At 59.2% G+C, this 25,423-nt stretch carries 21 protein-coding genes, 1 tRNA gene and 1 pseudogene; 10 read left to right on the top strand and 13 right to left on the bottom strand.

All coding sequences use genetic code 11. From position 1 onward, the window contains the following. The first annotated feature begins 18 nt into the window (after positions 1 to 18). From KDX39_RS14000 to pgm, 3 genes are all read left to right on the top strand, one after another. Positions 19 to 1,431, top strand: a complete 1,413-nt coding sequence (locus tag KDX39_RS14000; protein ID WP_231660765.1) for an aminotransferase class I/II-fold pyridoxal phosphate-dependent enzyme — start codon at positions 19 to 21, stop codon at positions 1,429 to 1,431. A 165-nt stretch (positions 1,432 to 1,596) separates the two neighbouring features. Then, on the top strand, positions 1,597 to 3,852 hold the full coding sequence (locus KDX39_RS13995) for an ATP-dependent DNA helicase (protein ID WP_231660989.1): 2,256 nt from the start codon (positions 1,597 to 1,599) through the stop codon (positions 3,850 to 3,852). A gap of 108 nt (positions 3,853 to 3,960) precedes the next feature. After that, the gene (gene pgm, locus KDX39_RS13990) at positions 3,961 to 5,607 is read left to right on the top strand and encodes a phosphoglucomutase (alpha-D-glucose-1,6-bisphosphate-dependent) (RefSeq protein WP_231660764.1); all 1,647 of its coding nucleotides are present in this window, start codon (positions 3,961 to 3,963) and stop codon (positions 5,605 to 5,607) included. A gap of 55 nt (positions 5,608 to 5,662) precedes the next feature. Here pgm and KDX39_RS13985 read toward each other — a convergent pair whose 3' ends face one another. Beyond that, a complete protein-coding gene (locus KDX39_RS13985; RefSeq protein ID WP_004879573.1) occupies positions 5,663 to 5,938 on the bottom strand; it encodes a peptidylprolyl isomerase in 276 nt (91 codons plus the stop codon). 111 nt (positions 5,939 to 6,049) lie between these two features. Here KDX39_RS13985 and KDX39_RS13980 point away from each other — a divergent pair, with 111 nt between their 5' ends. After that, positions 6,050 to 7,216, top strand: a complete 1,167-nt coding sequence (locus KDX39_RS13980; RefSeq protein ID WP_210041596.1) for a PilT/PilU family type 4a pilus ATPase — start codon at positions 6,050 to 6,052, stop codon at positions 7,214 to 7,216. Between the two features lie 12 nt (positions 7,217 to 7,228). Here the strand turns inward: KDX39_RS13980 and KDX39_RS13975 are convergent, their stop codons facing one another. From KDX39_RS13975 to KDX39_RS13925, 11 genes are all read right to left on the bottom strand, one after another. Further along, a complete protein-coding gene (locus tag KDX39_RS13975; protein WP_231660763.1) occupies positions 7,229 to 7,987 on the bottom strand; it encodes a 3-hydroxybutyrate dehydrogenase in 759 nt (252 codons plus the stop codon). Positions 7,988 to 7,997: 10 nt separating this feature from the next. Continuing rightward, positions 7,998 to 9,389 carry a GntP family permease gene (locus KDX39_RS13970; protein WP_231660762.1) on the bottom strand — a complete coding sequence of 464 codons (1,392 nt, stop codon included), beginning with the start codon at positions 9,387 to 9,389 and terminating at the stop codon, positions 7,998 to 8,000. A gap of 252 nt (positions 9,390 to 9,641) precedes the next feature. After that, positions 9,642 to 11,054 carry a sigma-54 interaction domain-containing protein gene (locus tag KDX39_RS13965; protein WP_231660761.1) on the bottom strand — a complete coding sequence of 471 codons (1,413 nt, stop codon included), beginning with the start codon at positions 11,052 to 11,054 and terminating at the stop codon, positions 9,642 to 9,644. Between the two features lie 58 nt (positions 11,055 to 11,112). Continuing rightward, the gene (locus tag KDX39_RS13960) at positions 11,113 to 12,696 is read right to left on the bottom strand and encodes an ABC transporter ATP-binding protein (protein WP_231660760.1); all 1,584 of its coding nucleotides are present in this window, start codon (positions 12,694 to 12,696) and stop codon (positions 11,113 to 11,115) included. Position 12,697: 1 nt separating this feature from the next. Next, positions 12,698 to 13,720, bottom strand: a complete 1,023-nt coding sequence (locus KDX39_RS13955) for an ABC transporter permease (protein ID WP_099227719.1) — start codon at positions 13,718 to 13,720, stop codon at positions 12,698 to 12,700. Next, complete coding sequence (locus tag KDX39_RS13950; protein WP_231660759.1) at positions 13,720 to 14,784, bottom strand: microcin C ABC transporter permease YejB; 1,065 nt, start codon at positions 14,782 to 14,784, stop codon at positions 13,720 to 13,722. The genes KDX39_RS13955 and KDX39_RS13950 overlap by 1 nt, the downstream gene beginning before the upstream one ends. Continuing rightward, positions 14,785 to 16,647, bottom strand: a complete 1,863-nt coding sequence (locus tag KDX39_RS13945) for an extracellular solute-binding protein (RefSeq protein WP_231660758.1) — start codon at positions 16,645 to 16,647, stop codon at positions 14,785 to 14,787. It abuts the gene before it with no gap. A gap of 154 nt (positions 16,648 to 16,801) precedes the next feature. After that, positions 16,802 to 17,083 carry a peptidylprolyl isomerase gene (locus tag KDX39_RS13940; RefSeq protein ID WP_231660757.1) on the bottom strand — a complete coding sequence of 94 codons (282 nt, stop codon included), beginning with the start codon at positions 17,081 to 17,083 and terminating at the stop codon, positions 16,802 to 16,804. An 83-nt stretch (positions 17,084 to 17,166) separates the two neighbouring features. Next, positions 17,167 to 18,249, bottom strand: a complete 1,083-nt coding sequence (locus KDX39_RS13935) for a 3-deoxy-7-phosphoheptulonate synthase (RefSeq protein WP_231660756.1) — start codon at positions 18,247 to 18,249, stop codon at positions 17,167 to 17,169. A gap of 329 nt (positions 18,250 to 18,578) precedes the next feature. Continuing rightward, the gene (locus KDX39_RS13930) at positions 18,579 to 18,725 is read right to left on the bottom strand and encodes a hypothetical protein (RefSeq protein ID WP_231660755.1); all 147 of its coding nucleotides are present in this window, start codon (positions 18,723 to 18,725) and stop codon (positions 18,579 to 18,581) included. Positions 18,726 to 18,937: 212 nt separating this feature from the next. Next, entirely contained in the window at positions 18,938 to 19,168 is a 231-nt protein-coding gene (locus tag KDX39_RS13925; protein WP_231660754.1) for a DNA-binding protein, read from the bottom strand. A gap of 82 nt (positions 19,169 to 19,250) precedes the next feature. On the opposite strand from KDX39_RS13925, the gene KDX39_RS13920 reads away from it, so the two are divergent. The 6 genes from KDX39_RS13920 (at position 19,251) to KDX39_RS13895 (ending at position 25,122) form a co-directional block, all read left to right on the top strand. Next, a complete protein-coding gene (locus KDX39_RS13920; protein WP_099227714.1) occupies positions 19,251 to 19,610 on the top strand; it encodes a helix-turn-helix domain-containing protein in 360 nt (119 codons plus the stop codon). Positions 19,611 to 19,852: 242 nt separating this feature from the next. Then, entirely contained in the window at positions 19,853 to 20,497 is a 645-nt protein-coding gene (gene gacA / locus KDX39_RS13915) for a response regulator transcription factor GacA (protein ID WP_025992955.1), read from the top strand. A gap of 2 nt (positions 20,498 to 20,499) precedes the next feature. Continuing rightward, positions 20,500 to 22,323: an excinuclease ABC subunit UvrC gene (gene uvrC, locus KDX39_RS13910; protein ID WP_231660753.1), complete on the top strand. Its 1,824-nt coding sequence runs from the start codon at positions 20,500 to 20,502 to the stop codon at positions 22,321 to 22,323. 32 nt (positions 22,324 to 22,355) lie between these two features. Continuing rightward, a complete protein-coding gene (pgsA, locus tag KDX39_RS13905) occupies positions 22,356 to 22,916 on the top strand; it encodes a CDP-diacylglycerol--glycerol-3-phosphate 3-phosphatidyltransferase (RefSeq protein WP_004879535.1) in 561 nt (186 codons plus the stop codon). Positions 22,917 to 22,982: 66 nt separating this feature from the next. Continuing rightward, a tRNA-Gly gene (locus tag KDX39_RS13900) sits at positions 22,983 to 23,058 on the top strand. 222 nt (positions 23,059 to 23,280) lie between these two features. Continuing rightward, positions 23,281 to 25,122, top strand: coding sequence for a tyrosine-type recombinase/integrase (locus tag KDX39_RS13895; protein ID WP_231660752.1), 1,842 nt, complete (start codon positions 23,281 to 23,283; stop codon positions 25,120 to 25,122). Between the two features lie 165 nt (positions 25,123 to 25,287). Here KDX39_RS13895 and KDX39_RS13890 read toward each other — a convergent pair. Next, positions 25,288 to 25,423: pseudogene (locus tag KDX39_RS13890) on the bottom strand (IS5/IS1182 family transposase); the annotation flags it as partial.

Below are 25,423 nucleotides of genomic sequence, written 5' to 3'. Positions count from 1 at the left end.
GCGCCAGGTAATTCTTGGATGAAAAACAAAACGGATTTCGCCTATCAGGCGGTCTACCGCTATCTATTGCGTCTGGTCAACGAGGCGCAGGACACATCACCGGCCAAACTGCCCTCGCTGCGTCAGTTGGCCAGGCGTCTCAAGGTGTCCATCTCGACGGTGCAAAGTGCCTACTCGATGCTGGAAAAAGAGCAGCGGGTCTGCTCGTTGCCCAAATCAGGCTATTACTCCATCCCCAGCAACGGCAGCGAGGGTGATCATGCAGAAAGAGACAACGACAGCCCGCTTCTGGACCTGTACTGCCGAAGCGCGCGCCGTCCGGGCGTGCACCTGCTGGGCAGTGACGAGCCGAGCGCAGCCAGGGAATCAAGCTGTCCGCTGCTGATCATGGAGCGGGAGCTGGCGCGGCTGTATCCTCGTTCCGGCGGCGCGGGATTTCAGCCGTTCGGTGATGTTGAGCTACGCGCAGCGCTTGCGGCCCGCTATACACGCGATGCCGGGCAGGGCTGGTACGCCGACAACGTCTATATAGGGCCGGACCTGCCGGGCATGCTCAAGGCCGTGATCGAGACCCTGGAGTTGCGCGGTACAACTGTTCTGGTCGAGTCTCCGTGTCCGTGGACGTTATTGCGGCTTCTGCAGGCGTTCGACATACGTGTCATCGAAATCCCGCTGGACGAGCGCGCAGACATTGATCTGGACGAGCTTGAACGGGTGCTGCTGAGCGAGCGGATCAGCCTGGCGCTGCTGTCATCGCTGCTCAACCCGGTCCGGGGCAGCATTCGCTCTGACGACAATACAAGCGCTGCCGCCCTGTTACTCAACCGCCACAAGGTCTGGGTCCTGGAAAATGACAGCCACGGCGAGCTGCTGTTTGCGCGTCAGGCTAACCGTCTGCGTCATCTGATCGACCCGCAGCACTTGCTGATTCTGGGGTCCTTCGCCAAAACACTGGGACCGGACGCACCGTATGGCTACCTGTTGTGCCAGGTGCAGGAGCGGGACTGGCAACGCTATTTCATGCTGCGTTCATTCGAGCTGTCGCCGATTCGTCAAAAGGCAATCGCCAGGCTGTACACGAGTGGACGTCTGGACCCGTACCTGGCTTCGTTACGTTTGGCATTAAGCGAACGTATGCGGCGGACAACCGGTTGGCTGGATCTGCATCTGGCGCGAGCGCTGCGCTATGAAATACCGGCAGGTGGCAGCGGCGTCTGGGCAGAGACCCGGTCTCCGGTCGACATGCGAAAGGTCTTCACGGCGCTTCTGGAGCAGCGGGTGCTCATCACACCTGGCGAGTTGTTCAGCATAGGCGGACTGCATCGACAGCATCTGCGTATTGGCTGTGCCGTCAACGATGAATCCGAGTCGGTGTTCATCGCCCTTGGCGAAGCGTTCGAGCAGGCAAGTAGCGCTTATGTGGCCAAGTGATTGCCCGTCGATCCATTTGTGTTTGCCAGCGCCGCCGCCAGGCTGTTAACTGGACGCCTGTCCAGTATTTATCATCAATGGCTTTTCCTCGCAGTGACTTCTACCCCTACCGCCCGCGCTGAACCTGTGTCCGTCCTCGACCGCCTGCCCACGCAACGGTATACGGTGGCCGTGAGGGCGTTATGCGAGTTCACCGCCAAGGTGGGCGACCTCGACCTGCGCTTTACGCCATCGCCCACGGCTCAGGAAGGTATCGCGGGGCATCGCACCGTTGCTTCCCGGCGAGCTGCCGACTATCAGGCCGAACTGAGCCTGACGGGTGACTACCATGAGCTGACTGTCAGGGGCAGGGCGGATGGCTACGACCCGGCCCGCAATCAGCTTGAAGAAGTGAAAACCTATCGCGGCGAGCTGGACGCCTTGCCTGCCAACCACCGTCAGTTGCACTGGGCTCAAGTGAAAGTCTACGGCTGGTTGCTCTGCCAGCAACTTGGTCTGCAAGACGTCACACTGGCACTGGTGTATTTCAACATCGTCAGCGAGCAGGAAACGCTGATTGTCGAGCCGTTCAGTGCCGAGGCGCTGCGAGCATTTTTCGAACAGCAGTGCGCGCTGTTTCTGAACTGGGCGCGTCAGGAACTGGCTCACACTCAACGGCTGCATCAGTCACTGGGCACGCTGGCCTTCCCTCATGCAGCGTTTCGTACGGGGCAGCGAACGCTGGCGGAGTCGGTCTACAAGGCTGTGAGCACCGGCCGTTGCCTGATGGCGCAAGCCCCGACTGGCATCGGCAAGACCATTGGTACGCTGTTTCCGCTGCTCAAGGCGATGCCGGTCCAGACGCTCGACAAGGTGTTCTTTCTGACCGCCAAGACGCCGGGTCGCAGATTGGCGCTCGATGCCTTGCAGGTGATCGGCAAAAGCGAACCGACGCTCGGATTGCGAGTGCTGGAACTGGTGGCGCGGGACAAGGCCTGCGAGCACCCGGACAAAGCCTGCAATGGCGACTCCTGTCCGCTTGCGAAGGGCTTTTATGACCGCCTGCCTGCTGCGCGGTCTGCTGCCGTGCAATCGCTCTGGCTGGATCAGGCCGGTGTGCGCGACGTTGCGTTGCAGCATCAGGTCTGTCCGTATTACCTGAGTCAGGAGCTGGCGCGCTGGGCCGACGTTGTCGTCGCCGACTACAACTATTACTTCGACCTGAGCGCGCTGCTGTTCGGCCTGGGCCAGTTGAATCAGTGGCGCGTCGCGACACTGGTAGACGAAGCACACAACATGGTCGAGCGCGCGCGGCAGATGTACAGCGCCAGCCTCGACCAAAATACGATCAAGACATTGATCCACACAGCGCCTGAGTCAGTGAAGAAAGCCTTGCAGCGTGTGAGCCGGCAGTGGACCGCGCTGCACAAGGAGCAGGCGGGCGTCTATCAGGCCTATACACAGCTGCCGGAAAAGTTTCTCAACAGCCTCAATCTCTGCATTTCAACCATCGGCGATCATTTCAACGAGCACCCACACGCGGTGGACGTTGCGTTGCAAGGTTTCTATCTGGAAGCCATCGGCTTTGTGCGCATCGCGGAGCTGTTCGATGAGCACTTCCTGTTCGACATTGCCAAGCGGGATGTCGGCAGCAAGGGCAGCCTGTCGCGTCTGAGTCTGCGCAATGTGGTGCCGGCGCGCTTTATTCAACCGCGCCTGATGGCAGCACGCAGTACTGTGCTGTTCTCCGCCACGCTCAACCCCAGTCACTACTATCGGGATCTGCTGGGCCTGCCTGCCAGCACCGTATGGATCGATGTGGAGTCGCCGTTCCACCATGAGCAACTGGAGGTGCGCATTGTCAGCCGAATCTCCACGCGCTATACCCATCGGCAGGCATCGCTGGCACCTATTGTCGAATTGATGGCGGAGCAGTTTCAGACTCGGCCGGGCAATTACCTGGCGTTCTTCAGCAGTTTCGATTACCTGCAACAGGTCGCCGAACTGATGGCGCGTACTCATCCGCATATCACTTTGTGGCAGCAGGCCAGGGGAATGGGAGAGAGCGAGCGTCATGCTTTTCTCGAACGTTTCACCCTGAGCAGCCAGGGCATCGGTTTTGCGGTACTCGGCGGAGCTTTCGGCGAAGGGATCGATTTGCCGGGTGCCCGGCTGATCGGTGCTTTCATCGCCACGCTTGGCCTGCCGCAGCTCAATCCCGTCAATGAACAGTTCAAGCAGCGCATGGCGGCCTTGTTTGGCGCTGGCTACGATTACACCTATCTGTATCCCGGCGTGCAGAAAGTCATACAGGCGGCGGGACGGGTCATTCGTAGCCAGAGTGATCGCGGGGTGGTGATGCTGATCGATGACCGCTTTGCCGAACGCAAGGTGACGCAGTTGTTTCCTGCCTGGTGGCGTCCAGTCGGGTCAACGACTTAAGGATCGATAGTCAAGCATCGCTGTCGAACTGCCAGTAAACTGCCGCATCGCTCGCGGTCCGTTCGGTTTTTCCTGTCCGAATTTTCCTTTTTTATCCACGGAGGTTGTATGAGTCTCAGTCCTTTCGCCGGCAAGCTGGCACCTGCGCAGTTACTGGTCGATATCCCGAGACTGGTCACGGCTTACTACACCGGCCAGCCCGATGCTTCGGTCGCCACCCAGCGTGTCTCGTTCGGCACCTCCGGGCATCGCGGCACCTCGTTCGAACTGAGCTTCAACGATTGGCACGTTCTGGCCATCAGCCAGGCCATCTGCCTGTACCGTCAGGCCAAGGGCATCGACGGCCCGCTGTTCCTGGGTGCCGACACCCACGCGCTGTCCACGCCTGCCGCGGCCTCCGCGCTTGAAGTGCTGGCGGCCAACGGTGTGCAGGTGATGATCTCCCAGGGCGACGAGTACACGCCGACACCTGCCGTGTCCCACGCGATCATTTGCTACAACCGCGGCCGTACCTCCGGCCTTGCTGACGGCATCGTCATCACGCCATCGCACAACCCGCCACAGAGCGGCGGCTTCAAGTACAACCCACCTAACGGCGGCCCGGCCGACAGCGACGTCACCAAGTGGATCGAAAACAAGGCCAACGAATTGTTGGCCGAGAAGGTTCTGGGCGTGTCGCGCATGAGCCATGAAAAGGCCCTGCGCGCCGACACCACGCATCGTCATGACTACGTCAATACGTACGTGGCAGACCTGAAGAATGTCATCGACATGGACGCGATTCGCGATGCAGGACTGCGCCTTGGCGTAGATCCGCTGGGCGGAGCAGGGGTCAACTACTGGACGGCGATCGGCGAGCATTACGGCTTGAACCTGGACGTGGTGAACAAGTTCGTCGACCCGACGTTCCGCTTCATGAGCGTGGACTGGGATGGTCAGATCCGTATGGACCCGTCGTCCAGCCACGCGATGCAAAGCCTGATCGGTCTCAAGGATCGCTATCAGGTCGCCTTTGCCTGCGACCCCGACCATGACCGCCACGGTATCGTGACCCCGACCGGCGGGTTGATGACGCCCAACAGCTACCTGGCTGTGTCCATCGACTATCTGTTTCAGAACCGTCCCGAGTGGCGCGCTGACGCCGCAGTCGGCAAGACCGTGGTCAGCAGCGGCATGATCGACCGTGTCGCTGCGCGTCTGGGTCGCCGCCTTTACGAAGTGCCGGTAGGTTTCAAGTACTTCGCTGACGGTCTGTTCGACGGTTCGCTGGGCTTTGGTGGCGAGGAAAGCGCTGGCGCTTCGTTCCTGCGTCGCGATGGTACGGTGTGGACCACCGACAAGGACGGTCTGATTCCAGCGTTGCTGGCGGCTGAAATCACTGCACGCACGGGACGTGATCCAGGCGAGCATTACCAGACCATGACCGAGCAGTTGGGCAAGCCATATTCGACCCGTGTCGATGCCAAGGCCAACCCTCAGCAGAAGGCGTTGCTGAGCAAGCTGTCGCCGGAGCAGGTCACGTCCACCGAGCTGGCGGGCGAGTCGATCCAGAGCGTGCTGAGCAACGCGCCGGGCAATGATCAGGCGTTTGGTGGTGTGAAAGTCATGACTGAAAACGGCTGGTTCGCGGCGCGCCCATCGGGTACCGAAGACATCTACAAGATCTACGCAGAAAGCTTCGTGGGCGAGGATCACCTGAAGCGTCTGGTCGAAGAAGCCCAGGTGCTGGTGGACAGCGCGATTTCTGCAAAGTAACCGTTAAGGTTGAATTGACGGCCCGCCCGCGTTTTGCGCAGGCGGGCCGTTTTCGTCAGTCCCTGTAAAAAACCTGCACCAGGTGGTAGCCGAACTTGCTTTTGATCGGCCCGTGGACGGTGCGCAGCGGCTTCTTGAAAATCACCTGATCGATAGCCCCGACCATCTGTCCTGGCCGGACTTCGCCCAGATCGCCGCCGCGTTTGCCGGACGGGCAGCTAGAATGCTTTTTGGCCAACACGTCAAACGCCTCGCCCTTGGCGATTCGCTGCTTGAGCTGTTCGGCCTCTTCGGCAGTTTTCACCAGGATATGGCGGGCCTGTGCTTTCATGTCTCGATACCCAGCAACTGTAAAAGCCTGCCATTATGCCTGTCCTTGCAGCATCTGGCGCTCAGGCGGCAGGCAAACGTTTTTCCACCCTGATTTCGTACGGTAGTGATTATGGATTTCCCGGCGTTGTTGAAGATTCTGGCCAGTCAGGACGGATCGGACCTCTATCTTTCCACTGGAGCGCCGCCCTGCGCCAAATTCAATGGCGTGCTCAAACCGCTCGGCACCGAAACTCTCAAGCCGGGCGAAGTGGCGAAGATTGCTCAGGGCCTGATGGACGAAGAGCAGAAACTGGAGTTTCTGCGAGAGCTGGAAATGAACCTCGCCGTTTCACTGGCCGGCATCGGGCGTTTCCGGATCAATATCTTCATGCAGCGCAATGAAGTGTCAATTGTCGCGCGTAACATCAAGCTGGACATCCCACGCTTCGAAGACCTGTATCTGCCGCCGGTCCTGCTTGATGTGATCATGGAAAAGCACGGTCTTGTACTGTTCGTCGGTGCCACCGGCTCGGGTAAATCCACCTCGCTGGCGGCCTTGATCGACTATCGCAACCGTAACGCCAGCGGCCATATCATCACCATCGAAGACCCGGTCGAATTCATTCACCGGCACAAGAAATCCATCGTCAATCAGCGGGAAGTCGGCGTCGACACCCGCAGTTTCAGGGCGGCGCTGAAAAACACCCTGCGTCAGGCCCCGGATGTGATTCTGATCGGTGAGATTCGTGACCGCGAAACCATGGAGCACGCGCTGGCGTTCGCCGACACCGGGCACCTGGCGATTTCGACCCTGCACGCCAATAACGCCAACCAGGCGCTGGACCGAATCATCAATTTCTTCCCGGAAGAACGCCGTCCGCAACTGCTGCATGATCTGGGCAACAACCTCAAGGCGTTCGTGTCTCAGCGTCTGGTCAAAACCCCGGATGGCAAGCGCCGTGCAGCGGTGGAGGTGATGATGGGGACGCCAACCATCCGTGATCTGATCCAGCGTAACCAGTTGAACGAGCTCAAAGGGATCATGGAGAAATCCGGCAGCCTCGGCATGCAGACCTTCGACACCGCGCTGTTCAACCTTGCGGTGGAGGGCGCTATCAGCGAAGAGGAGGCGCTGAAACATGCGGATTCGCAGAATAACGTAAGGCTGCGCCTCAAGCTGCACGGCGAAAATGGGGTGAACGCCTTGACGACAGCGCCTGCTGCACCGATCGGCGCGGCTAAACCGAGCATGGTCGAGTGGGGGCTGGTCGACGACGAACCCCCGTCCCAGAACTGACGAGCAAGGCTGTCACTGGGCCAGCCAGCCGCCGTCAACGTTCCAGGCCGCACCGCGCACTTGAACGGCCGCATCGCTGCACAGGAAGAGCGCCAGTTCACCCAGTTGTTGCGGCGTGACGAAATCCAGCGACGGCTGCTTTTCCGCCAGCAGGTCGTATCGCGCCTGCTCGGTTCCACCTCGTTTGTCGATCTGCTGCTGTACCAATGGCGTCAACACCCATCCAGGACAGATGGCGTTGCAGGTGATCTGGGTGGATGCGGTTTCCAGCGCCACAACCTTGGTCAGGCCGATCACGCCATGTTTGGCGGCCACGTACGCCGCCTTGCCGGTTGAACCGACCAGACCGTGTACTGAAGCGATGTTGATGATCCGCCCCCAGCCTTTTCTGCTCATGCCTGGCAGGCTTAGGCGCGTGGTGTGGAACACCGAGGACAGGTTGATGGCGAGGATCGAATCCCAGCGCTCGACCGGAAACTCCTCGACACTGCTGACGTGCTGAATACCTGCGTTATTGACCAGAATGTCGACGCCGCCGAACTCACGCTCGGCGTAGGCGATCATGTCCGCGATCTGCGCAGGGTCACTCACATCGGCAGGGTGGTGGCCGACCCTGCCGCCAGCCTGTTCGATCTGGCTGATCACCTCGGATGTGTCACCAAAGCCGTTGAGGATCACATCGGCGCCAGCCTTGGCCAGTTCGAGCGCGATACCTAAGCCGATGCCGCTGGTGGAGCCTGTCACCAATGCGGTTTTGCTTTGCAGATTCATAATCGATTCCTTACACGATGCCAGTGGCATAGAACGTTGCGATGACGACGAATACCGCCAGCGTCTTGATCAATGTGATGCCGAAAATATCCTTGTAGGCCTCGCGGTGGGTGAGCCCGGTCACCGCCAGCAGGGTGATCACTGCGCCGTTGTGCGGGAGCGTGTCCATGCCGCCGCTGGCCATGGCGGCGACCCGGTGCAGAACCTCCAGCGGAATGTTCGCGGCGTTGGCGGCGGCGATGAACTCTTGCGACATGGCAGCCAGGGCAATACTCATGCCGCCCGACGCGGAGCCGGTGATGCCGGCCAGCAGCGTCACGGTGATCGCCTCGTTGACCAGTGGGTTGGGGATGCTCTTGAGACCATTGGCCAGCACCAGAAACCCCGGCAGTGAGGCGATGACTGCGCCGAAGCCGTACTCGGAGGCGGTGTTCATGGCGGCCAGCAGTGCGCCGCCCACTGCGCTCTTGGTGCCTTCTGCGAGCCTGCTTCGAATGGCCCGGAAGCCGAAGATCAGCACCATCAGAATGCCCACCAGCAGCGCCGCTTCGACCGCCCAGATGGCCGTGACCTTGGCCACTTCGGTCTGCACGGGTGCTGCCATGCCCGGCAGCGCAAGGGTGTGGGTCTTGCCATACCACTGCGGAATCCACCAAGTGAACAGCAGGTTCATGACGCCCACGGCCACCAGCGGTGACAGGGCCAGCCAGGGATTGGGCAACTTGAGGTCAGACGCAGTCTCGGGTTCGTTGCGCAATTGCGTGCCGTAGCCTTCGCCAGCGTATTGCGCCTTGTTGCGCTGGCGCTGCAGGTAAAGCATGCCTGCGCTGAACACGAAGATCGTGCCGATGACCCCAAGCCAGGGGGCCGCCCATGCGGTGGTGTTGAAGAAGGTGGTCGGGATGATGTTTTGAATCTGCGGCGTGCCGGGCAGGGCGTCCATGGTGAACGAAAACGCGCCCAGCGCGATGGTGGCCGGAATGAGGCGTTTGGGGATATTGCTCTGCCTGAACATCTCCGCGGCGAATGGATAGACCGCAAACACGACGACGAACAGTGAAACGCCGCCGTAGGTCAGCAGCGCGCAGACCAGCACGATCACCAGCATGGCCTGGCGTGTGCCGAGCACACCGATGGCGGCCGCCACAATGGAGCGTGAAAACCCGGACAGTTCGATCAGCTTGCCAAACACTGCGCCCAGCAGGAAAACCGGGAAATACAGCTTGATGAAGCCGACCATCTTGTCCATGAACACCCCGGTGAAGGCCGGGGCCACCGCCGAGGGATCAGTCAGCAGAACCGCGCCCAAGGCCGCGATGGGGGCGAAAAGAATGACGCTGTAGCCGCGGTAGGCGGCAAGCATCAACAGCGCAAGCGCTGCCAGTGCGATGAGGACGCTCATCAGGTGTCTCCTGTTGTTATTGTTTTTAATGAAGCCGGAACAGCTTCAGTCGACATAGCGGGTTTCGTGCCATGTGAGCAACGTATTGAAATGTATGGAGATTTTTAGTCTGAATGGAAGGTAGGCGGGTTTTATGTCTACAAATCGGGACAGATAGGCAAGCTTCACCCAGCCAGGCGGCGTTCCAGTGGTTAAAAAAACGCCTGATTGCGGGCTGCTCGGCGTTATCTCCCTAAAGAGACCGTTGTCTCTTTAGGGAGACTCGGCAATGCCCAAGGTCGCCATTTTCTTATAGAGAGTGGAGCGACCCAGGCCAAGTTGACTGGCCGCCAGCACAACGCTGCCCGCGCACTGGCGCAGGGTGGTTTCGATCAGGTGCCGGTCGAAACGCCGACGCGCCTCGGTGAAGGTTTCCTGTTGCACGGGACTGTTGACACTGGCAGCGGCCGTCTTCAACGGTATCAGCGTTCCGATGGCCGCCTGAATGTCCGCAGCGGTCAGCAAGGACTCGTCACTCAGTAGCGCGGCACGCTCCAGTACGTTGCGCAACTCACGGATGTTGCCAGGCCAGGCATGCCGGGCGAGCACCCCCAGCGCTTCGCTTTCCAGCTCATGATGGCTGCGTAGCTCTTCCAGAATCGCCTCACTGAGCGCCGGGAGGTCTTCCAGGCGATCGCGCAGAGGCGGTACTTTGATCGGCAGTACGCTCAGACGGTAGTAAAGATCGGCGCGAAATTCACCGCGCTGGATGGCGGCTTCAAGGTCAGTAGACGTTGCCGCGATCAGGCGAACGTCGCTCTGAAAGACTTCGTTGGAGCCGACCGGCTCGTATTCCTTTTCCTGCAGCACGCGCAGCAGCTTGCTTTGCAGGGCCAGGGGCATGTCTCCGATCTCGTCGAGAAACAGTGTGCCGCCCTGAGCGATTTTCAGTTTTCCGGGGCGACCCTTGCGGTCGGCACCCGTGAAAGCACCGGGCGCGGTGCCGAAGAACTCTGCTTCCAGCAGGTTTTCCGGGATCGCAGCGCTGTTGATGCTCACGAACGGCTTGCCGGCTCGGGGCGACGCGTTGTGAATGGCGTGAGCGAGCAGCTCCTTGCCAGTGCCGGTTTCGCCCAGCAGCAATACGGTTGACTGAGTATTGGCGCCACGTCTGGCGCGGCGCTTGACCTCCAGCGACGCCTCGCTGGTGCCGATGAAGTGCGCGAAACTGTATTTGGCCTGACGGGCCTTGAGCAGCGAGCGTGTGGTGGCCAGTTCCTGTTGCATGCTCAGGTAGCGGGTGAGCAGGGGAGACAGCGTCTGCAACTGGTCGAACAGCGCAAACCCGATGGCACCGATCAGTCCTCCCATGTCATCGTGGATGGGCAGGCGCATGACCACCAAGGGGTCTTTGGCGGTGTCCATCATATCCAGCAGAATGGGCTGTCCGTTGCCCGCCACCTGACGCAGCAGGCTGCCCGGTATCACCTTCTCGCATGGCTGCCCGATGGCCAGCGTCGGGTCCTGCAACCCGAAGCGTCGTGCATACCGCTCGTTGATCCAGACGATGCGTGCGTTCTTGTCGACGATGACCGTCCCTTCGCTGGATTGCTCGATGATTTCGAACAGCGAGCGGATTGCCAGGCGCCGGATGCTTTGATAGTCGTTGAGATTATTGTCGTTCATGGGGGTGTTCCGTCAGAAGCGGGCGCCTGGCCGCACAGACTGCCCTTTTTTCACACGATCAGATAAAACCCGGGTGCGCTGCCGCCAGCAGTTCCCGTGTGTAGGGCTGCTGTGGCGAATCGAATACCGCGTGGCTGGGGCCTCGCTCGACCACCTTGCCATCCTTGACCACGATTACATCATGGGCCAAGGCCTTGACCACCGCCAGATCGTGGCTGATGAACAGGTAGGTTAGCCCGTGTTTCTCCTGCAGTTCGCGCAGCAGGGCAACGACCTGCTTTTGCACGGTGCGATCCAGCGCCGAGGTGGGTTCGTCGAGCAGAATCAGCGCGGGTTTGAGCACCAGCGCCCTTGCGATGGCGATGCGCTGCCGCTGGCCGCCGGAGAACTCATGCGGATAGCGATGACGGCTCTGCGGATCGATACCGACTTCCTCCAGTGCGCGTATCACCTCGACATCACACTGAACCGCATCCAGACCGCTGTGCACGTCGAGACCTTCAGCGATGATCTGCGCCACCGACATGCGCGGGCTGAGGCTGCCGTAGGGATCCTGAAACACGACCTGCATCTCTTTGCGCCAGGGCCGCATCTGTTTCTGGGTCAGGCCGTCCAGCGCGTTGCCCCGAAAGCGGATGCTGCCACGCGAATCCAGCAGCCGCAGGATGGCCTGGCCCAGCGTCGACTTTCCGGAACCCGATTCGCCGACGATACCCAGGGTCTTGCCTCGTTCGATGCTCAGACTGATGTCATCGACTGCTTTGAGGTATTCCTTGTGCCGCCTCAGAATGCCGCCAGTCAACGAGAACCAGACTTTCAGGTTGTCGACTTCCAGTACCTTCTCCCGCGCATCACGTGGCAGGGGTTCGCCCGCGGGCTCGGCATCCAGCAGTAAACGGCTGTAGGGGTGCTGCGGCGCCTTGAACAGCGATTGGCAATCGGCCTGTTCGACGATTTCGCCAGCGCGCATCACGCAGACCCGCTGCGCGACGCTGTGCACCAGATTCAGGTCGTGGCTGATCAGCAGCAGCGACATACCCAGGCGTTGCTGCAACGCCTTGAGCAGCAGCAGGATCTTGCGCTGTACGGTCACGTCCAGCGCCGTGGTCGGCTCGTCGGCAATCAACAGCTCCGGCTCGCAGGCCAGTGCCATTGCAATCATCACCCGCTGACGCTGACCGCCGGACAACTCATGCGGGTAGGCCTTCAGGCGTTTGTGCGGTTGCTGGATGCCCACCAGTTCGAGGAGTTCGACAATCCGTTTCTGCGCCTCACGACCACCCATGCCCCGGTGCAGCAGCAGGGTTTCACCGATCTGTTTGGCAACGGTGTGCAGCGGGTTCAGCGACGTCATGGGCTCCTGAAAGATCATGGCAATACGGTTGCCGCGTAGCTCGCGCAGGGTTTGATCATTCGCACCGACCAGTTGCTGGCCACGATAGGTAATGCTGCCTGTTGTCACAGTGCCGCTTTTGGGCAGCAGTTGCAGAATCGAGTGTGCGGTGACCGACTTGCCCGATCCGGACTCGCCGACCAGCGCCAGGCACTCGCCCGGCCGCACGTCCAGACTCAGGTTGCTGACGACTGTCTGCCCGCTGAAAGCGACGCTCAGGTCGCGGATTTCGATCAGGTTTTCTTGCATCTCAGGACCTCGGGTCGAAGGCATCGCGCAACGCCTCGCCAATGAACACCAGCAACGTGAGGATCAGGGCGAGGGCGAAGAACGCCGTCAGTCCCAGCCAGGGCGCCTGCAGGTTCTGCTTGCCCTGAGCGATCAGCTCGCCCAGTGACGCACTGCCTGCGGGCATGCCGAAGCCAAGGAAATCCAGTGCTGTCAGGGTCGAGATAGCGCCCGTGAGAATGAACGGCAGATAGCTGAGCGTGGCGTTCATGGCGTTGGGCAGGATGTGGCGCAAAATCACCGTCCGGTCGCTCAGCCCCAAGGCGCGTGCGGCTTTGACATACTCCAGATTTCGGCCGCGTAGAAACTCGGCACGCACCACGTCCACCAGCGTCAGCCAGGAAAACAACGCCATGATGCCCAGCAACCACCAGAAGTCCGGCTCGACAAAGCCTGAGAGGATAATCAGCAGATACAGCACCGGCAGGCCCGACCAGACTTCCAGCAGCCGCTGCCCGAGCAAATCCACCCAGCCGCCGTAATACCCCTGAAGCGCACCTGCGGTGATGCCGATCAAGGCGCTGATGAAGGTCAGTGCCAGTGCAAACAGAATCGACACGCGAGCGCCGAAGATGACACGAGCCAGTACATCGCGGGCCTGATCGTCAGTGCCCAGCCAGTTGGTCGCGGACGGCGGGCTGGGCGCGGGGATGGTCAATTCGTAGTTGGGCGTGTCGTCGCTGAACGGGATGGGTGGAAACAGCATCCAGCCATCACCTTTGTCGATCAACCGGCGGACATAGTCACTGCGGTAGTCCGGCTGGAACGGTAGTTCGCCTCCGAACTGCTGCTCGGTGTAACGTTTGAGCACCGGGAAATACAACGAGTGCTGGTAGCTGACCACCAGCGGCTTGTCATTGGCGATCAGCTCGCCGCCCAGCGTGAGGGCGAAGAGGGCACAGAACAGCCAGAGCGACCACCAGCCGCGGCGATTGCCACGAAAACGCTCCAGGCGGCGCCGGGCAAGCGGAGAAAGACTGCGCATCATGCCGTCCTCGCGTTAAAGTCGATTCTGGGGTCGACCAGGGTGTAGCAGACATCACCCACCAGTTTGATCAGCAGACCGAACAGCGTGAAGATGAACAGCGAGCCGAACACCACCGGATAATCCCGGGAAACGGCGGCTTCGTAACTCATGCGTCCCAGACCGTCGAGCGAGAAAATCACTTCGATCAGCAGCGATCCTGCGAAGAACACGCTGATGAACGCCTGCGGAATGCCTGACACGACGAGTAGCATCGCATTGCGAAACACATGGCCATAAAGCACACGCCGTTCGCTCATGCCCTTGGCTCGGGCGGTAATCACGTATTGGCGGGTGATCTCGTTGAGAAACGAGTGTTTGGTCAGCAAGGTCAGCGAGGCGAAACCGCCGATGACCAGCGCCGATACCGGCAGTACCAGATGCCAGAAGTAATCGGCGATCTTGCCCGGCGTCGATAGCTGATCGAAGTTATCCGAGACCAGCCCTCGCACCGGGAACCAGCTCAGGGAGGTTCCGCCACAGAACACTACGATCAACAGCATGGCGAACAGAAACGCGGGCGTCGCGTAGCCGATGATGATCGCTGTGCTGCTCCAGATGTCGAACTGGCTGCCGTGTTTGACGGCCTTGCGAATGCCCAATGGGATCGATACCAGGTAGGTCAGAAGCGTCGCCCAGAGTCCCAGGGAAATGGACACCGGCATCTTCTGCAGAATCAGATCGGTGACCGTCGCGCCGCGAAAGAAGCTGTTGCCGAAGTCCAGTTGCGCGTAGTTCTTGAGCATCAGCCACAGCCGTTCATGCAGTGGCTTGTCGAAACCGTATTGATGCTCTATTTCCTTGATCAGCTTGGGGTCCAGTCCTCGAGACGCTCTGGATTGCCCGGCACCGGCAGACTCCGAGGCGCTGGCACCTGCCGTGGTGCCGCCAACGCCCTGCAGTCGTGCGATAGCTTGTTCGACCGGGCCGCCGGGCGCCGCCTGCACGATGAAGAAGTTGACCAGCAGAATGCACAGCAGGGTCGGGATGATCAGCAGCAGACGCCGCAGAATGTAGCCGAGCATCTACTTCATCTCCGAAACAAGGGCTGATGCGCCGCGCCTGGCGGTGAATTGCTCGTTGGTCAGCGGCGTGGGACTGACCTCCCACCAGGTTTCGATGGCTTCGTTGTTGCTGGCCTGAATTTTCGGAATGCCGAAGCGGTTCCACCACACGGTCGAGGACCCCGGCGGGTAATAGTTGGGAATCCAGTAATAATTCCACTGCAGCACGCGATCCAGGCAGTGCGCATAGTCGGTCATTGTCTGCTTGTTATCGGCCCTGAGCAGCCCGGCGATCAGCGTATCCACGGCCGGATCCTGCAGCGTCATGTAATTGCTCGAGCCCGGATCCATCGCCACTTTGGAGCCGAAGCTGTTGTACAGCTCCGAGCCCGGCGAGGTGGAAACCGGGTAGCCGGTGACGATCATGTCGTAGTCGCGAGCCATGACCCGGTTCAGGTACTGCGCCGCGTCTATCCGGCGAATGTCGAAATGGATGCCGATCTGCGCAAGATTGCGCTTGTAGGGCAGCAGCATGCGTTCAAAACCGGTCTGGCCATTGAGGAACGTAAAGCGGAAAGGCTGGCCTTCGGCGTTGACCAGTTCATCGCCTTTTGGCGTCCAGCCAGCTTCTTTCATCAATGCCAGAGCTTGCAGTTGCTTGTCGCGGATAAAGCCCGTGCCATCGGTCTTGGGCGTCTTGTAGACGGTGTCGAACACCTGCTCTGGCACCTTGCCACGCAACGGTTCGAGAATCTTCAGCTCTGCTGTCGTCGGCAGTTCGGTGGCGGCAAGATCGGAATTGGAAAAGTAACTGTCCTGACGGATGTACATGTTGCGCATCATCTGCCGGTTGGTCCATTCGAAATCCCAGAGCAGCGACAGGGCCTGACGTACTCGTCGGTCCTGAAACATTGGCCGGCTCAGGTTGAACACGAAACCCTGAGAGCTTTGCACAGCGCCCTTGGCCAGATGCGCCTTCTGCAGTCTTCCGTCGTTCAACTGCGGGCTGTCGTAGCGAATCGAATAGCCGGTCGCGGAGAATTCCCGGTTGTAGTCGTAGGCGCCGCCCTTGAGCACTTGGCGTGCGACGTCGATATCGCCGAAGTACTCGATGCTGAACGTGTCGAAGTTATAGAGGCCGCGGCTGACCGGCAGGTCCTTGCCCCACCATGCCGGATCACGCTCGAACGTGATGGTGCGACCCGGATCGACATGCGCGATCTTGTATGGGCCGCTGCCCGGCGGCACTTCAAAGCCTGCGCCACTGGCGAAGTCGCGGGTCTTCCACCAGTGTTCGGGAAAAACCGGCAGCGAGGCCAGATCCAGGGGCAGGGTACGGTTGTCGGAGTGTTTGAAGTCGAAGCGTATCTGTGTCGGTGACTCGACCTCCAGGCCTTTGACCGCCTCGAACTGGGTGCGGTACTGCATGCTGCCTTGGGTCATCAGCAGTTCGTAGGTGTATTTCACATCGTGGGCGGTGATTGCTGTTCCGTCGGCAAAGCGTGCCTTGGGGTTCAGGTAGAAGCGCAGGGACAGCCCGTCCGCGCTGCGTTCCATCTTCTCGGCCACCAGCCCGTATACGGTGTAGGGCTCGTCCATCGAGCGCACCGCCAGCGGCGAGTACAGCATGCCGTTGATCTGCGAAACGCCCATGCCCTTGTCGGTGAAGGGCATCAGGTGATCGAACTGACCAATCTCGATGGCGGAGCGGCGCATGCTGCCACCTTTCGGCGCATCAGGGTTCACGTAATCGAAATGCTGAAAATTGGCGGGGTAGCGGGGTGCCTCACCATAAACGGTCAGGGCGTGTTGCGGAGCGGCGAACAGCGGAAAGGAGGCCACGGCCAGTGTTGCGGCGATCAGTGAAGAAAAAACAAAACGCATTACTAGAATCCCGATTGACCGTAGAAGCGCCCGGCGTCGCATTGCAGACAGCGGTATCTTCTACAGATAAATCCCTGATTCGCCAAGCCACCTGCGAAAACGGCCCATCCGAAGATGAGCCGTTTGGTAACGCGTGCAAAACCGTGCGACAGGATCAGTCCTGACGGCTGGTCACTTCCAGCAGGTGATAGCCGAACTGGGTCTTGACCGGACCCTGAACGGTATTCACCGGAGCGCTGAACACAACGGTGTCGAATTCCTTGACCATCTGGCCTGGACCGAACGAACCCAGTTCACCGCCCTGGCGGCTGGATGGGCAGGTGGAGTTGGCTTTCGCGATTTCAGCAAAATCAGAGCCGCCTTCGATCTGTGCCTTGAGTTCGTTGCACTTCTCTTCGCTCGAAACAAGGATGTGGCGCGCAGTGGCTTTAGCCATGGGGAAAAATCTCCTGTGAAAAAAAAGAAACAGCCTACCGGAATCAGTTCGGTATTTCCTGACAAAGTTCCTTTGTGTTGCGGTTATCGGTAGCGCAACCGATCAACCGCGCGGCGTAGCAACTGCTCGGTGCCCGTCCAGCCCAGACAGCCGTCGGTCACCGACACACCGTATTCGAGGACTTTGTTCAAGGGCTGGCAGCCGTCGAACAAGTGGCTTTCGATCATCATGCCGATCAGTGAGTGGTTGCCTTGCAGACGCTGCTGGAGCACATTGTCGAAGACCTGCGGCTGACGTAGCGGGTCCTTGCCACTGTTGGCATGGCTGCAGTCGACCATGATGCGCGCTGCAATCCGGTTCTTTGCCAGACTGGCCTGCACGTTGGCAATGCTCTCGCTGTCGTGGTTCGGTCCGCTGTGTCCGCCGCGCAGCACGATATGCGTGTCCGCGTTGCCCTGTGTCTCGATGATTGCCGGATGGCCGTGGCTGTCCATGCCGAAGTGGCGATGAGGATGGGCCGCCGAGCGGATCGCGTCGCTGGCGACTGCGACACCACCGTCCGTACCGTTCTTGAAGCCGACCGCCATGGGCAGACCGCTGGCCATTTCCCGATGAATCTGCGATTCGGTTGTGCGGGCGCCGATAGCGACCCAACTGAGCAGGTCGTCGAAGTACCCCGCTGCCATGGGCTGCAGGATTTCAGTCGCAATGGGCAGGCCCATGTGCAGCATTTCGCGCATCAGGTCCCGTGAAAGCTTCAGACCCACCGCCATGTCGTCGCTGCCGTCCAGATGAGGATCGTAGGCCAGGCCTTTCCAGCCGACCGTCGTGCGGGGCTTTTCGACGTAGGCACGCATGACCAGCAGCATTTGGTCGCTGACTTCAGAGGCGAGACCCGCCAGGCGTTCTGCGTATTCGAGTGCGGACTGCGGATCGTGGAGGGAGCAGGGGCCTACGATGACCAGCAGGCGTGAGTCTTCACCCTGGAGGATGGCTCTGACGGCGCGACGGTGGGCGGCGACCTGATCGGTCAGGGCGGTATTCAGCGGCAGGCTGCTCTTGAGCTCAAGGGCACTGGGCAGGCGCGTCGAGACGGAGATGCTGTGGGGCAGCGTGATCGAGTGGCTGGACAGGTCGGACGGTTTTACGGCAACGGACGAATTCATATTCTGACTTCCTGGGCCGGCGGGTCGTGTTCCCGCTCAGAGCCCTACTGGGGTGTTCGACAAAGGGCCGGTTCGGCCGTGTGTGTGCAATTGCCACCTGGCAGTGACCGATCGGAGGCGGCAGGCTGTCCCGAACGGAGGTTGCTAAATCGCCAGGCGAAGTCGATGTCGTTGCGGTAATAGGTGGCGTAGTTCATGTCGTGTTCCTCGATTCGATTCAGTGTGGTGTTGTTTGAGGGGCCAAAAAAACAAAACCCCCGGTCGGGTAGCCGACCGGGGGTAGAGAATTCTCTGGTTGGCGTCCCCTTGAAGTGGGCGCCGGATGGGTATCAGGCGCGCCAGTGGCTAAACCAATACCCGTAATACGCGTTGAGCTGGAGAAACGCCGTGGCAGGAGCGATCCGCACAGTCATGGCGTCAGCCGAGCGGCAGGCGCTGGCGTGGACGACGAACTGTAATGAAGTGGATTGCAGCATGGTGTGTCTCCGTTGAATGAGCTGAAGCTTACTTCAGGCATGTACGCTCATTCAATTGGAAAATTCGATCGGAGGGATTGTCGATCATTCGTTGCAAGGCTGCCGACAAAATGGGCTGTGGACAAAAACTGTCGGAAAAGGCTGTTTCGTCAGTCCGTTCGTGCCGCCGGGCGGTAAAGATTTCTGTCTTACACTCTTCGGAGCAATTCCCATCAATCTGCCACGGTTTCTGATGTTTCATCCTCGGAAGGGATGCTGCCGATCTTCATCCCCAGCAGAACCGCCACTTTATGGGCCTCGCCGCGTTTTCCCTTCTTGCGTCCTGCCAGCACTTGGTAGGTCGTCGCAGGATCAATGCTGTTCTCCCGAGCGAATTCTTGAACAGATTTACCCTGTTGTTCGAGCCAGGCCTTGGCTTGTGCAGCAGTACGTATTCCGGGCATAGTTCAAAACCATTCAAATCAGTTTAATTTTAGCTGGATTTTACCATTCGTAAGGATGGGGTCAACAGGGTTGTGTATTCAAATGAGTGGAATTGGGTACCGATTAAGAAAAGAAAGAGAACGTCTGGGCCTGTCTCAGCGTGCCTTTGGTGAAATCGGTGGTGTGGAAGCGAATGCTCAAGGGAAGTATGAAAGCGGCGATCGTGCCCCTAAGGCCGATTACCTGGCTGCGGTAGCCGCCAAGGGTGTCGATGTACTCTACGTGCTCACTGGAACGCCTACGCCGATTCCGGTCGATAACCTAAGTGTTGCCGAAGAAAAAGTGCTGGGCAGTTATCGTGTGCTCGACAAGGAGGATCAGGACGCGATCAGGCGACTGACCACCACCATGGCGGAGCTGTCGGCTTCATACGTAACGACCGACAAGCCGACCGACAGTTGAGGGTCGCCAGCCCTGCGCAGGTCCGTCGAGCTGCGCGGATACTGTTGTCTTCGCATGCTGTGCCTGAGCCGGTTCGGCCCAGGCCCTGCGCTTACCGCCGACACGGTCAATCGTCGGCATTCTGCCGCGCTCGAACCTGCCTCTGAGCGGTTCGAGCGAAAACGGCAACATCCCCTAGGTCTGCATCGCCGTTTTTGTTATGGTGAATAGCATTCATTATGTCCGTTGCGCGAGGTGTCTGCTTGATTAGGGTGCTAGTTGTAGATGACCATGATCTTGTTCGGACAGGCATCACACGGATGCTCGCCGATATAGATGGCCTGCAGGTGGTAGGTCAGGCCGATTCCGGTGAGGAGTCCTTGAAAAAGGCGCGGGAACTCAAACCCGATGTGGTGCTGATGGACGTCAAGATGCCGGGTATCGGTGGTCTTGAAGCCACGCGCAAGCTATTGCGCAGTCATCCGGATATCAAGGTCGTGGCCGTGACGGTCTGTGAGGAGGATCCTTTTCCAACGCGACTGCTACAGGCCGGCGCGGCGGGTTACATGACCAAAGGCGCAGGCCTCGCGGAGATGGTTCAGGCCATCCGTCTCGTCTTTGCCGGTCAGCGTTACATCAGCCCGCAGATTGCTCAACAATTGGCGCTCAAGTCGTTCCAGCCACAGGTCAACAATTCGCCGTTCGACCTGCTGTCCGAGCGCGAAATCCAGATAGCATTGATGATCGTCGGTTGCCAGAAGGTCCAGACCATCTCGGATAAGCTGTGCCTTTCGCCGAAAACCGTGAATACTTACCGCTACCGAATCTTTGAAAAGCTCTCCATCAGCAGTGATGTCGAATTGGCGTTGCTGGCAGTACGTCACGGCATGGTGGACGCCAGCGCCTGAAAATGACCCAGACCTTTGATCCAAGTGCCTTTCTCGCGACCTGCAGTGGTCGTCCCGGCGTCTATCGCATGTTCGATGCCGAAGCGAAGCTTTTGTATGTGGGCAAAGCCAAGAACCTGAAGAAGCGCCTCGCCAGTTATTTCCGCAAGACCGGACACGCACCGAAGACCGGCGCACTGGTGGCGCGCATCGCTCAGATCGAAACCACCATCACCGGCAACGAAACCGAAGCTCTGTTGCTGGAGCAGACGCTGATCAAGGAGTGGCGACCTCCCTATAACATCCTCCTGCGTGACGATAAATCCTATCCGTATGTCTTTTTGTCGGACGGCAAGTTTCCGCGTCTGAGCATCCATCGTGGCGCGAAGAGAGCCAAAGGCCGGTATTTCGGGCCTTATCCGAGTGCGGGTGCCATCAGAGAAAGTCTGAGCCTGCTGCAGAAGACCTTCCAGGTACGTCAGTGCGAAGACAGCTATTTCAAGAATCGTAACCGGCCTTGTCTGCAATATCAGATCAAACGCTGCAAAGGACCTTGCGTCGATCTGGTCGAGCCTGAGGTGTACGCAGAAGATGTGCGTCACTCGGTCATGTTTCTCGAGGGGCGCAGCAATGCCTTGAGCGATGAGTTGAATACTGCAATGGAAAAAGCTGCCATGGCGCTGGATTTCGAGCGCGCGGCAGAGTTGCGCGATCAGGTCGCCTTGCTGCGCCGCGTTCAGGATCAGCAGAGCATGGAAGGCGGCACCGGCGATGTCGACGTGGTCGCGGCATTCGTCAACCCGGGCGGTGCCTGCGTGCATCTGATCTCGGTGCGCGGCGGTCGCGTGCTGGGCAGCAAGAATTTCTTTCCTCAGGTGGGTATCGAGGAGGAGGTTGGCGAAGTCATGTCGGCATTCCTGGCTCAGTATTTCCTGGGTGGCGTTGATCGTGAGCTGCCCAGCGAAGTCATCGTCAACGTTGTCAATGAAGACTTCCCGGCCCTGATCGACGCAATTGAAGAGTCGCGCGGTCGCGAGATGACCATCAGCCATCGGGTGCGCGGTACCCGTGCGCGCTGGCAGCAACTGGCTGTGACCAATGCCGAACAGGCTCTGTCGGCGCGTCTTGCCAATCGCCAGCATGTGGCATCGCGCTTCGACGCGCTGGCCAAGGTGCTGAACCTCGACGAGCCGCCGGTACGGCTCGAGTGCTACGACATCAGTCACTCAAGTGGTGAGGCGACAGTCGCCTCCTGCGTCGTGTTCGGCCCGGAAGGCCCGATCAAGGCGGACTACCGTCGTTTCAACATCGAAGGCGTGACGGCGGGCGATGACTACGCCGCCATGCACCAGGCTTTGACCCGGCGCTACAGCCGTATCAAGGACGGGGAGGGCAAATTGCCTGACGTTCTGTTGGTCGACGGTGGCAAGGGGCAGATGGCGATGGCGCGTGATGTGCTCAACGAGCTGGCCATACCGGACCTTATCCTGCTCGGGGTCGCCAAGGGCACGACGCGAAAGGCCGGGTTCGAAACCCTGTACCTGAACGATGCCGCTCATGAATTCACCTTGCCAGGCGACTCACCGGCGCTGCACCTCATCCAGCAGATTCGTGACGAGGCGCACCGTTTTGCAATTACCGGACACCGCGCCCGACGCGGCAAGACCCGCCGTACTTCAACGCTTGAAGGCGTGGCGGGAGTAGGGCCGACACGCCGTCGTGACTTGCTCAAACACTTCGGCGGCCTTCAGGAATTGTCTCGTGCGAGCATCGATGAAATAGCAAAAGCACCGGGAATCAGTAAAAAGCTGGCAGAGTCGATTTATGCAAACCTGCACAGCGAGTAGAATGCCCGCTCACCTCGTAGCCAGTTGTGCCGATGAATATCCCTAATCTGATTACCGTACTACGTGTTTTACTGATTCCGATCTTCATTCTGTTGTTCTACATGCCCTATCACTGGAGCTACATGGCTGCCAGCGCGGTGTTTGCCTTTGCAGCGGCAACCGACTGGCTGGACGGATATCTGGCGCGTCGCCTGGAGCAGAGCACGCCATTCGGTGCGTTTCTCGATCCGGTCGCCGACAAGCTCATGGTGGCCGTTGCCCTGGTACTGCTGGTCCAGGCACATGCAAACCTGTGGCTGACGCTGCCGGCGGCTGTGATCATCGGTCGCGAAATCGTTATTTCCGCCCTGCGCGAATGGATGGCAGAAATCGGCGCCAGAGCCCAGGTGGCAGTGTCGAACATGGGCAAATGGAAAACCGCTGCACAGATGCTGGCGCTGGTGATCCTGCTTGGCAATCCGCCCGCCATCACGTTCTGGGTCATTCTGGGTTACGCATTGCTGCTGGTGGCAGCAGGTCTGACCTTGTGGTCGATGGTGCAATACCTGAGGGCCGCCTGGCCGCACCTGAAAACCACGGCAGAAAAAAAATAAGTTTTTGAATCAAGGGCTTGACGGGAATTTTTGAAGCGCTAGAATGGCGCCCGTCAACACGACAATGCGGGAATAGCTCAGTTGGTAGAGCACGACCTTGCCAAGGTCGGGGTCGCGAGTTCGAGTCTCGTTTCCCGCTCCAAATATTGCGCTACAGAGTTCCACTGAATTCTGTAAATGATCGAAATAAGGGCCTTTAGGCCCTTTTTTCGTTCCAGCGGGAACCACTGAAATCCAGTACTATCCGGTGCGTTTAAGTCCAGAATTGAGTCCAGGATTCTGACGAGCAATGAATCGGTTTAATGCTGGAGCAGATTGTGTAGCGAGATGAGCATCTGGCCCTGACTCTGTTCAGGAGCTCGCGATGGCACTCTCAGAAATGACAGTTCGGCATGCCCGAATCACCGGCAATGACTACACCCTCGGCGACAGTGATGGTCTCACGCTCAATGTGACGGCCAGAGGCGGAAAAGTCTGGCTCTTCCGTTACTACTGGGCAGGCAAGCAGAAGCGCATGTCGCTCGGTAGTTACCCCCAAATTGGGCTTAAAGAAGCCCGTACCCGTCGTAATGAAGCACGTGCCTTGGTTGCCCAGGGCATCAACCCCTATGAACATCGCAAACAACAGCGACTTGCTGCTTATGCTGCGAAGGAGCATACCTTCGAGGCGGTGTTCAATCAGTGGGTGGAGTTCCGCAGGCTAAGCCTGAAGGAAGGGCGCCAGAGCACGCTCTCGCAGATCTTGAGAATCTTCAGTAAAGACGTCCTGCCCCTGCTGGGTGGGCGGTCCATCTACGATATCAATCGTCACGATCTGCTGGATTTACTGAGCAGGATCGAACAGCGCAAGGCCTTAACGACAGCCGAGAAATGTCGGACCTGGTTCAACCAATTGTTCCGCTATTCGCTGGTGAAGATCGAGTGGCTGGAACACAATCCGGCTTCGGACCTCGAGGTGGTCGCGCTCCCCAAACCTCCGGTTACGCACAATCCATTTCTCCGAATGGACGAGCTCCCGGCATTGATGGCTGCTCTTCGAAACTACGGTGGCGCCAACCAAACTCGGCTTGGCCTTCGGTTGTTGTTGCTGACCGGTGTCCGCACGGGCGAGCTGCGGTTGGCGACGCCCGACCAGTTCGATCTGGAGAAGCGTTTGTGGGTCATACCGGCGGAGGTGGTGAAGCAGCTCCAGTTAGCGATGCGAAAGCCGGGTAAGCAGATCCAAAACGTTCCGCCCTACATCGTGCCGCTGTCGGTGCAGGCGCTCGAGATCGTGCGTCACTTGCTGGATCAGGTTGTTCCCGCGCAGCGCTACTTGTTTGCGCATCGAAGCGAGCTGAGCAAGCGCATCAGCGAGAACACGCTGAATGGCGCGTTGCGTCGGATGGGGTACGCCGATCAACTCACCGGTCATGGCATGAGGGCGACGATCTCGACTGCGTTGAACGAGATCGGATACCCAAGGGTGTGGGTGGATGCTCAGCTTTCTCATGCTGATCCAGATAAGGTGAGTGCGGCTTACAACCACGCGGAGTACGTGGAGCAGCGCCGGACGATGATGCAGGACTGGGCGAACCGTTTGGATCTGTGGGGGCAGGGCCAACTGAAAGCGGCAAGCTCTCCGCTGACTATTCGTTTAGAAGGTGCAGCTTCATTACCTTCGTTGGAAAGCGCGAACGCTAACGCTGTTCTGTACAGCAGTGGTTTCCCAGCGACGACGGTTCCAGCCTCCAAAATTTCCGTCAGCAACGAACCGCTCCTTAACGCGGCTCAGTATTCACCTGTCCTACCTGCTCCAACGCAGACTGAACAGCTGCACGAACCCCAAGTATCTGACATACAACGCCAGCGCGCCGAGATGCTAGCCACCTATGAAGCTTCGAGTAATTTGCCGCTGCTTGTCTTCGCCAAATTGGCAGGCAAATCCAGAGATCAGGTCAACCGCGATATCAAGGCTCGGCGCCTGCTGTCTTTGAGCCTCGGGAATCGCGGTCAGCGCATTCCCGACTGGCAGCTTGATCCGCTGCGGCACAAGTTGGTACTTGCAGCACTAGCGCGATTTCCGAATATCGATGCTTGGATGCTCTATCGGACGGTCTGTGAGCCTCATGAGCGACTGAAGAGGCGTTCGCCAATCGATGGGCTCACTACGGATAATTTCGAATTTACCGTGCGTATCGTCTGCGGAGCCCTGCGCCCGAGATAACGTTCCATCTTCGGGGAAATGACGGGGCTTGCCACTGAGTTTACTGCTTTCGGTGAACTCCCGTCATCACTTGGGTGTTTGTTGGTGGGCGCGCGCGAAGGTCGATGGTCCGCTGAAGATCAAAGTGTCCGAAAAACATTTTGACTGGGCTCTAGCGCGAAGGTTCTAGGCTCTGTACGAAAAGTACTGTCTCAAACACCGCATGGCACAAGCCAGTGAGACCATTGCCGCATAACTTTTTGCGAGTTTGTCGAAGCGCGTAACGATGCGACGGTTCTCCTTCAACCAGCCGAACATGCGC

The organism is Pseudomonas sp. CDFA 610 (assembly GCF_021147865.1).
In the GTDB taxonomy this organism is placed as follows: domain Bacteria; phylum Pseudomonadota; class Gammaproteobacteria; order Pseudomonadales; family Pseudomonadaceae; genus Aquipseudomonas; species Aquipseudomonas alliivorans.
The sequence above is the reverse complement of the archived record's forward strand: the minus strand, read 5'-3'. Positions and strand labels throughout refer to the sequence as shown.

Coding starts and splice junctions, on each gene's coding strand:
- KDX39_RS13960 (WP_231660760.1), bottom strand. CDS start 12,696: ATGCAAGAAAACCTGATCGAAATCCGCGACCTGAGCGTCGCTTTCAGC.
- KDX39_RS13965 (WP_231660761.1), bottom strand. CDS start 11,054: ATGAACGACAATAATCTCAACGACTATCAAAGCATCCGGCGCCTGGCA.
- KDX39_RS13935 (WP_231660756.1), bottom strand. CDS start 18,249: ATGAATTCGTCCGTTGCCGTAAAACCGTCCGACCTGTCCAGCCACTCG.
- KDX39_RS13950 (WP_231660759.1), bottom strand. CDS start 14,784: ATGCTCGGCTACATTCTGCGGCGTCTGCTGCTGATCATCCCGACCCTG.
- KDX39_RS13895 (WP_231660752.1), top strand. CDS start 23,281: ATGGCACTCTCAGAAATGACAGTTCGGCATGCCCGAATCACCGGCAAT.
- KDX39_RS13925 (WP_231660754.1), bottom strand. CDS start 19,168: ATGCCCGGAATACGTACTGCTGCACAAGCCAAGGCCTGGCTCGAACAA.
- KDX39_RS13930 (WP_231660755.1), bottom strand. CDS start 18,725: ATGCTGCAATCCACTTCATTACAGTTCGTCGTCCACGCCAGCGCCTGC.
- KDX39_RS13985 (WP_004879573.1), bottom strand. CDS start 5,938: ATGAAAGCACAGGCCCGCCATATCCTGGTGAAAACTGCCGAAGAGGCC.
- KDX39_RS13980 (WP_210041596.1), top strand. CDS start 6,050: ATGGATTTCCCGGCGTTGTTGAAGATTCTGGCCAGTCAGGACGGATCG.
- uvrC (WP_231660753.1), top strand. CDS start 20,500: ATGACCCAGACCTTTGATCCAAGTGCCTTTCTCGCGACCTGCAGTGGT.
- pgm (WP_231660764.1), top strand. CDS start 3,961: ATGAGTCTCAGTCCTTTCGCCGGCAAGCTGGCACCTGCGCAGTTACTG.
- KDX39_RS13970 (WP_231660762.1), bottom strand. CDS start 9,389: ATGAGCGTCCTCATCGCACTGGCAGCGCTTGCGCTGTTGATGCTTGCC.
- pgsA (WP_004879535.1), top strand. CDS start 22,356: ATGAATATCCCTAATCTGATTACCGTACTACGTGTTTTACTGATTCCG.
- KDX39_RS13920 (WP_099227714.1), top strand. CDS start 19,251: ATGAGTGGAATTGGGTACCGATTAAGAAAAGAAAGAGAACGTCTGGGC.
- KDX39_RS13975 (WP_231660763.1), bottom strand. CDS start 7,987: ATGAATCTGCAAAGCAAAACCGCATTGGTGACAGGCTCCACCAGCGGC.
- KDX39_RS13945 (WP_231660758.1), bottom strand. CDS start 16,647: ATGCGTTTTGTTTTTTCTTCACTGATCGCCGCAACACTGGCCGTGGCC.
- KDX39_RS13940 (WP_231660757.1), bottom strand. CDS start 17,083: ATGGCTAAAGCCACTGCGCGCCACATCCTTGTTTCGAGCGAAGAGAAG.
- KDX39_RS13955 (WP_099227719.1), bottom strand. CDS start 13,720: ATGCGCAGTCTTTCTCCGCTTGCCCGGCGCCGCCTGGAGCGTTTTCGT.
- KDX39_RS14000 (WP_231660765.1), top strand. CDS start 19: ATGAAAAACAAAACGGATTTCGCCTATCAGGCGGTCTACCGCTATCTA.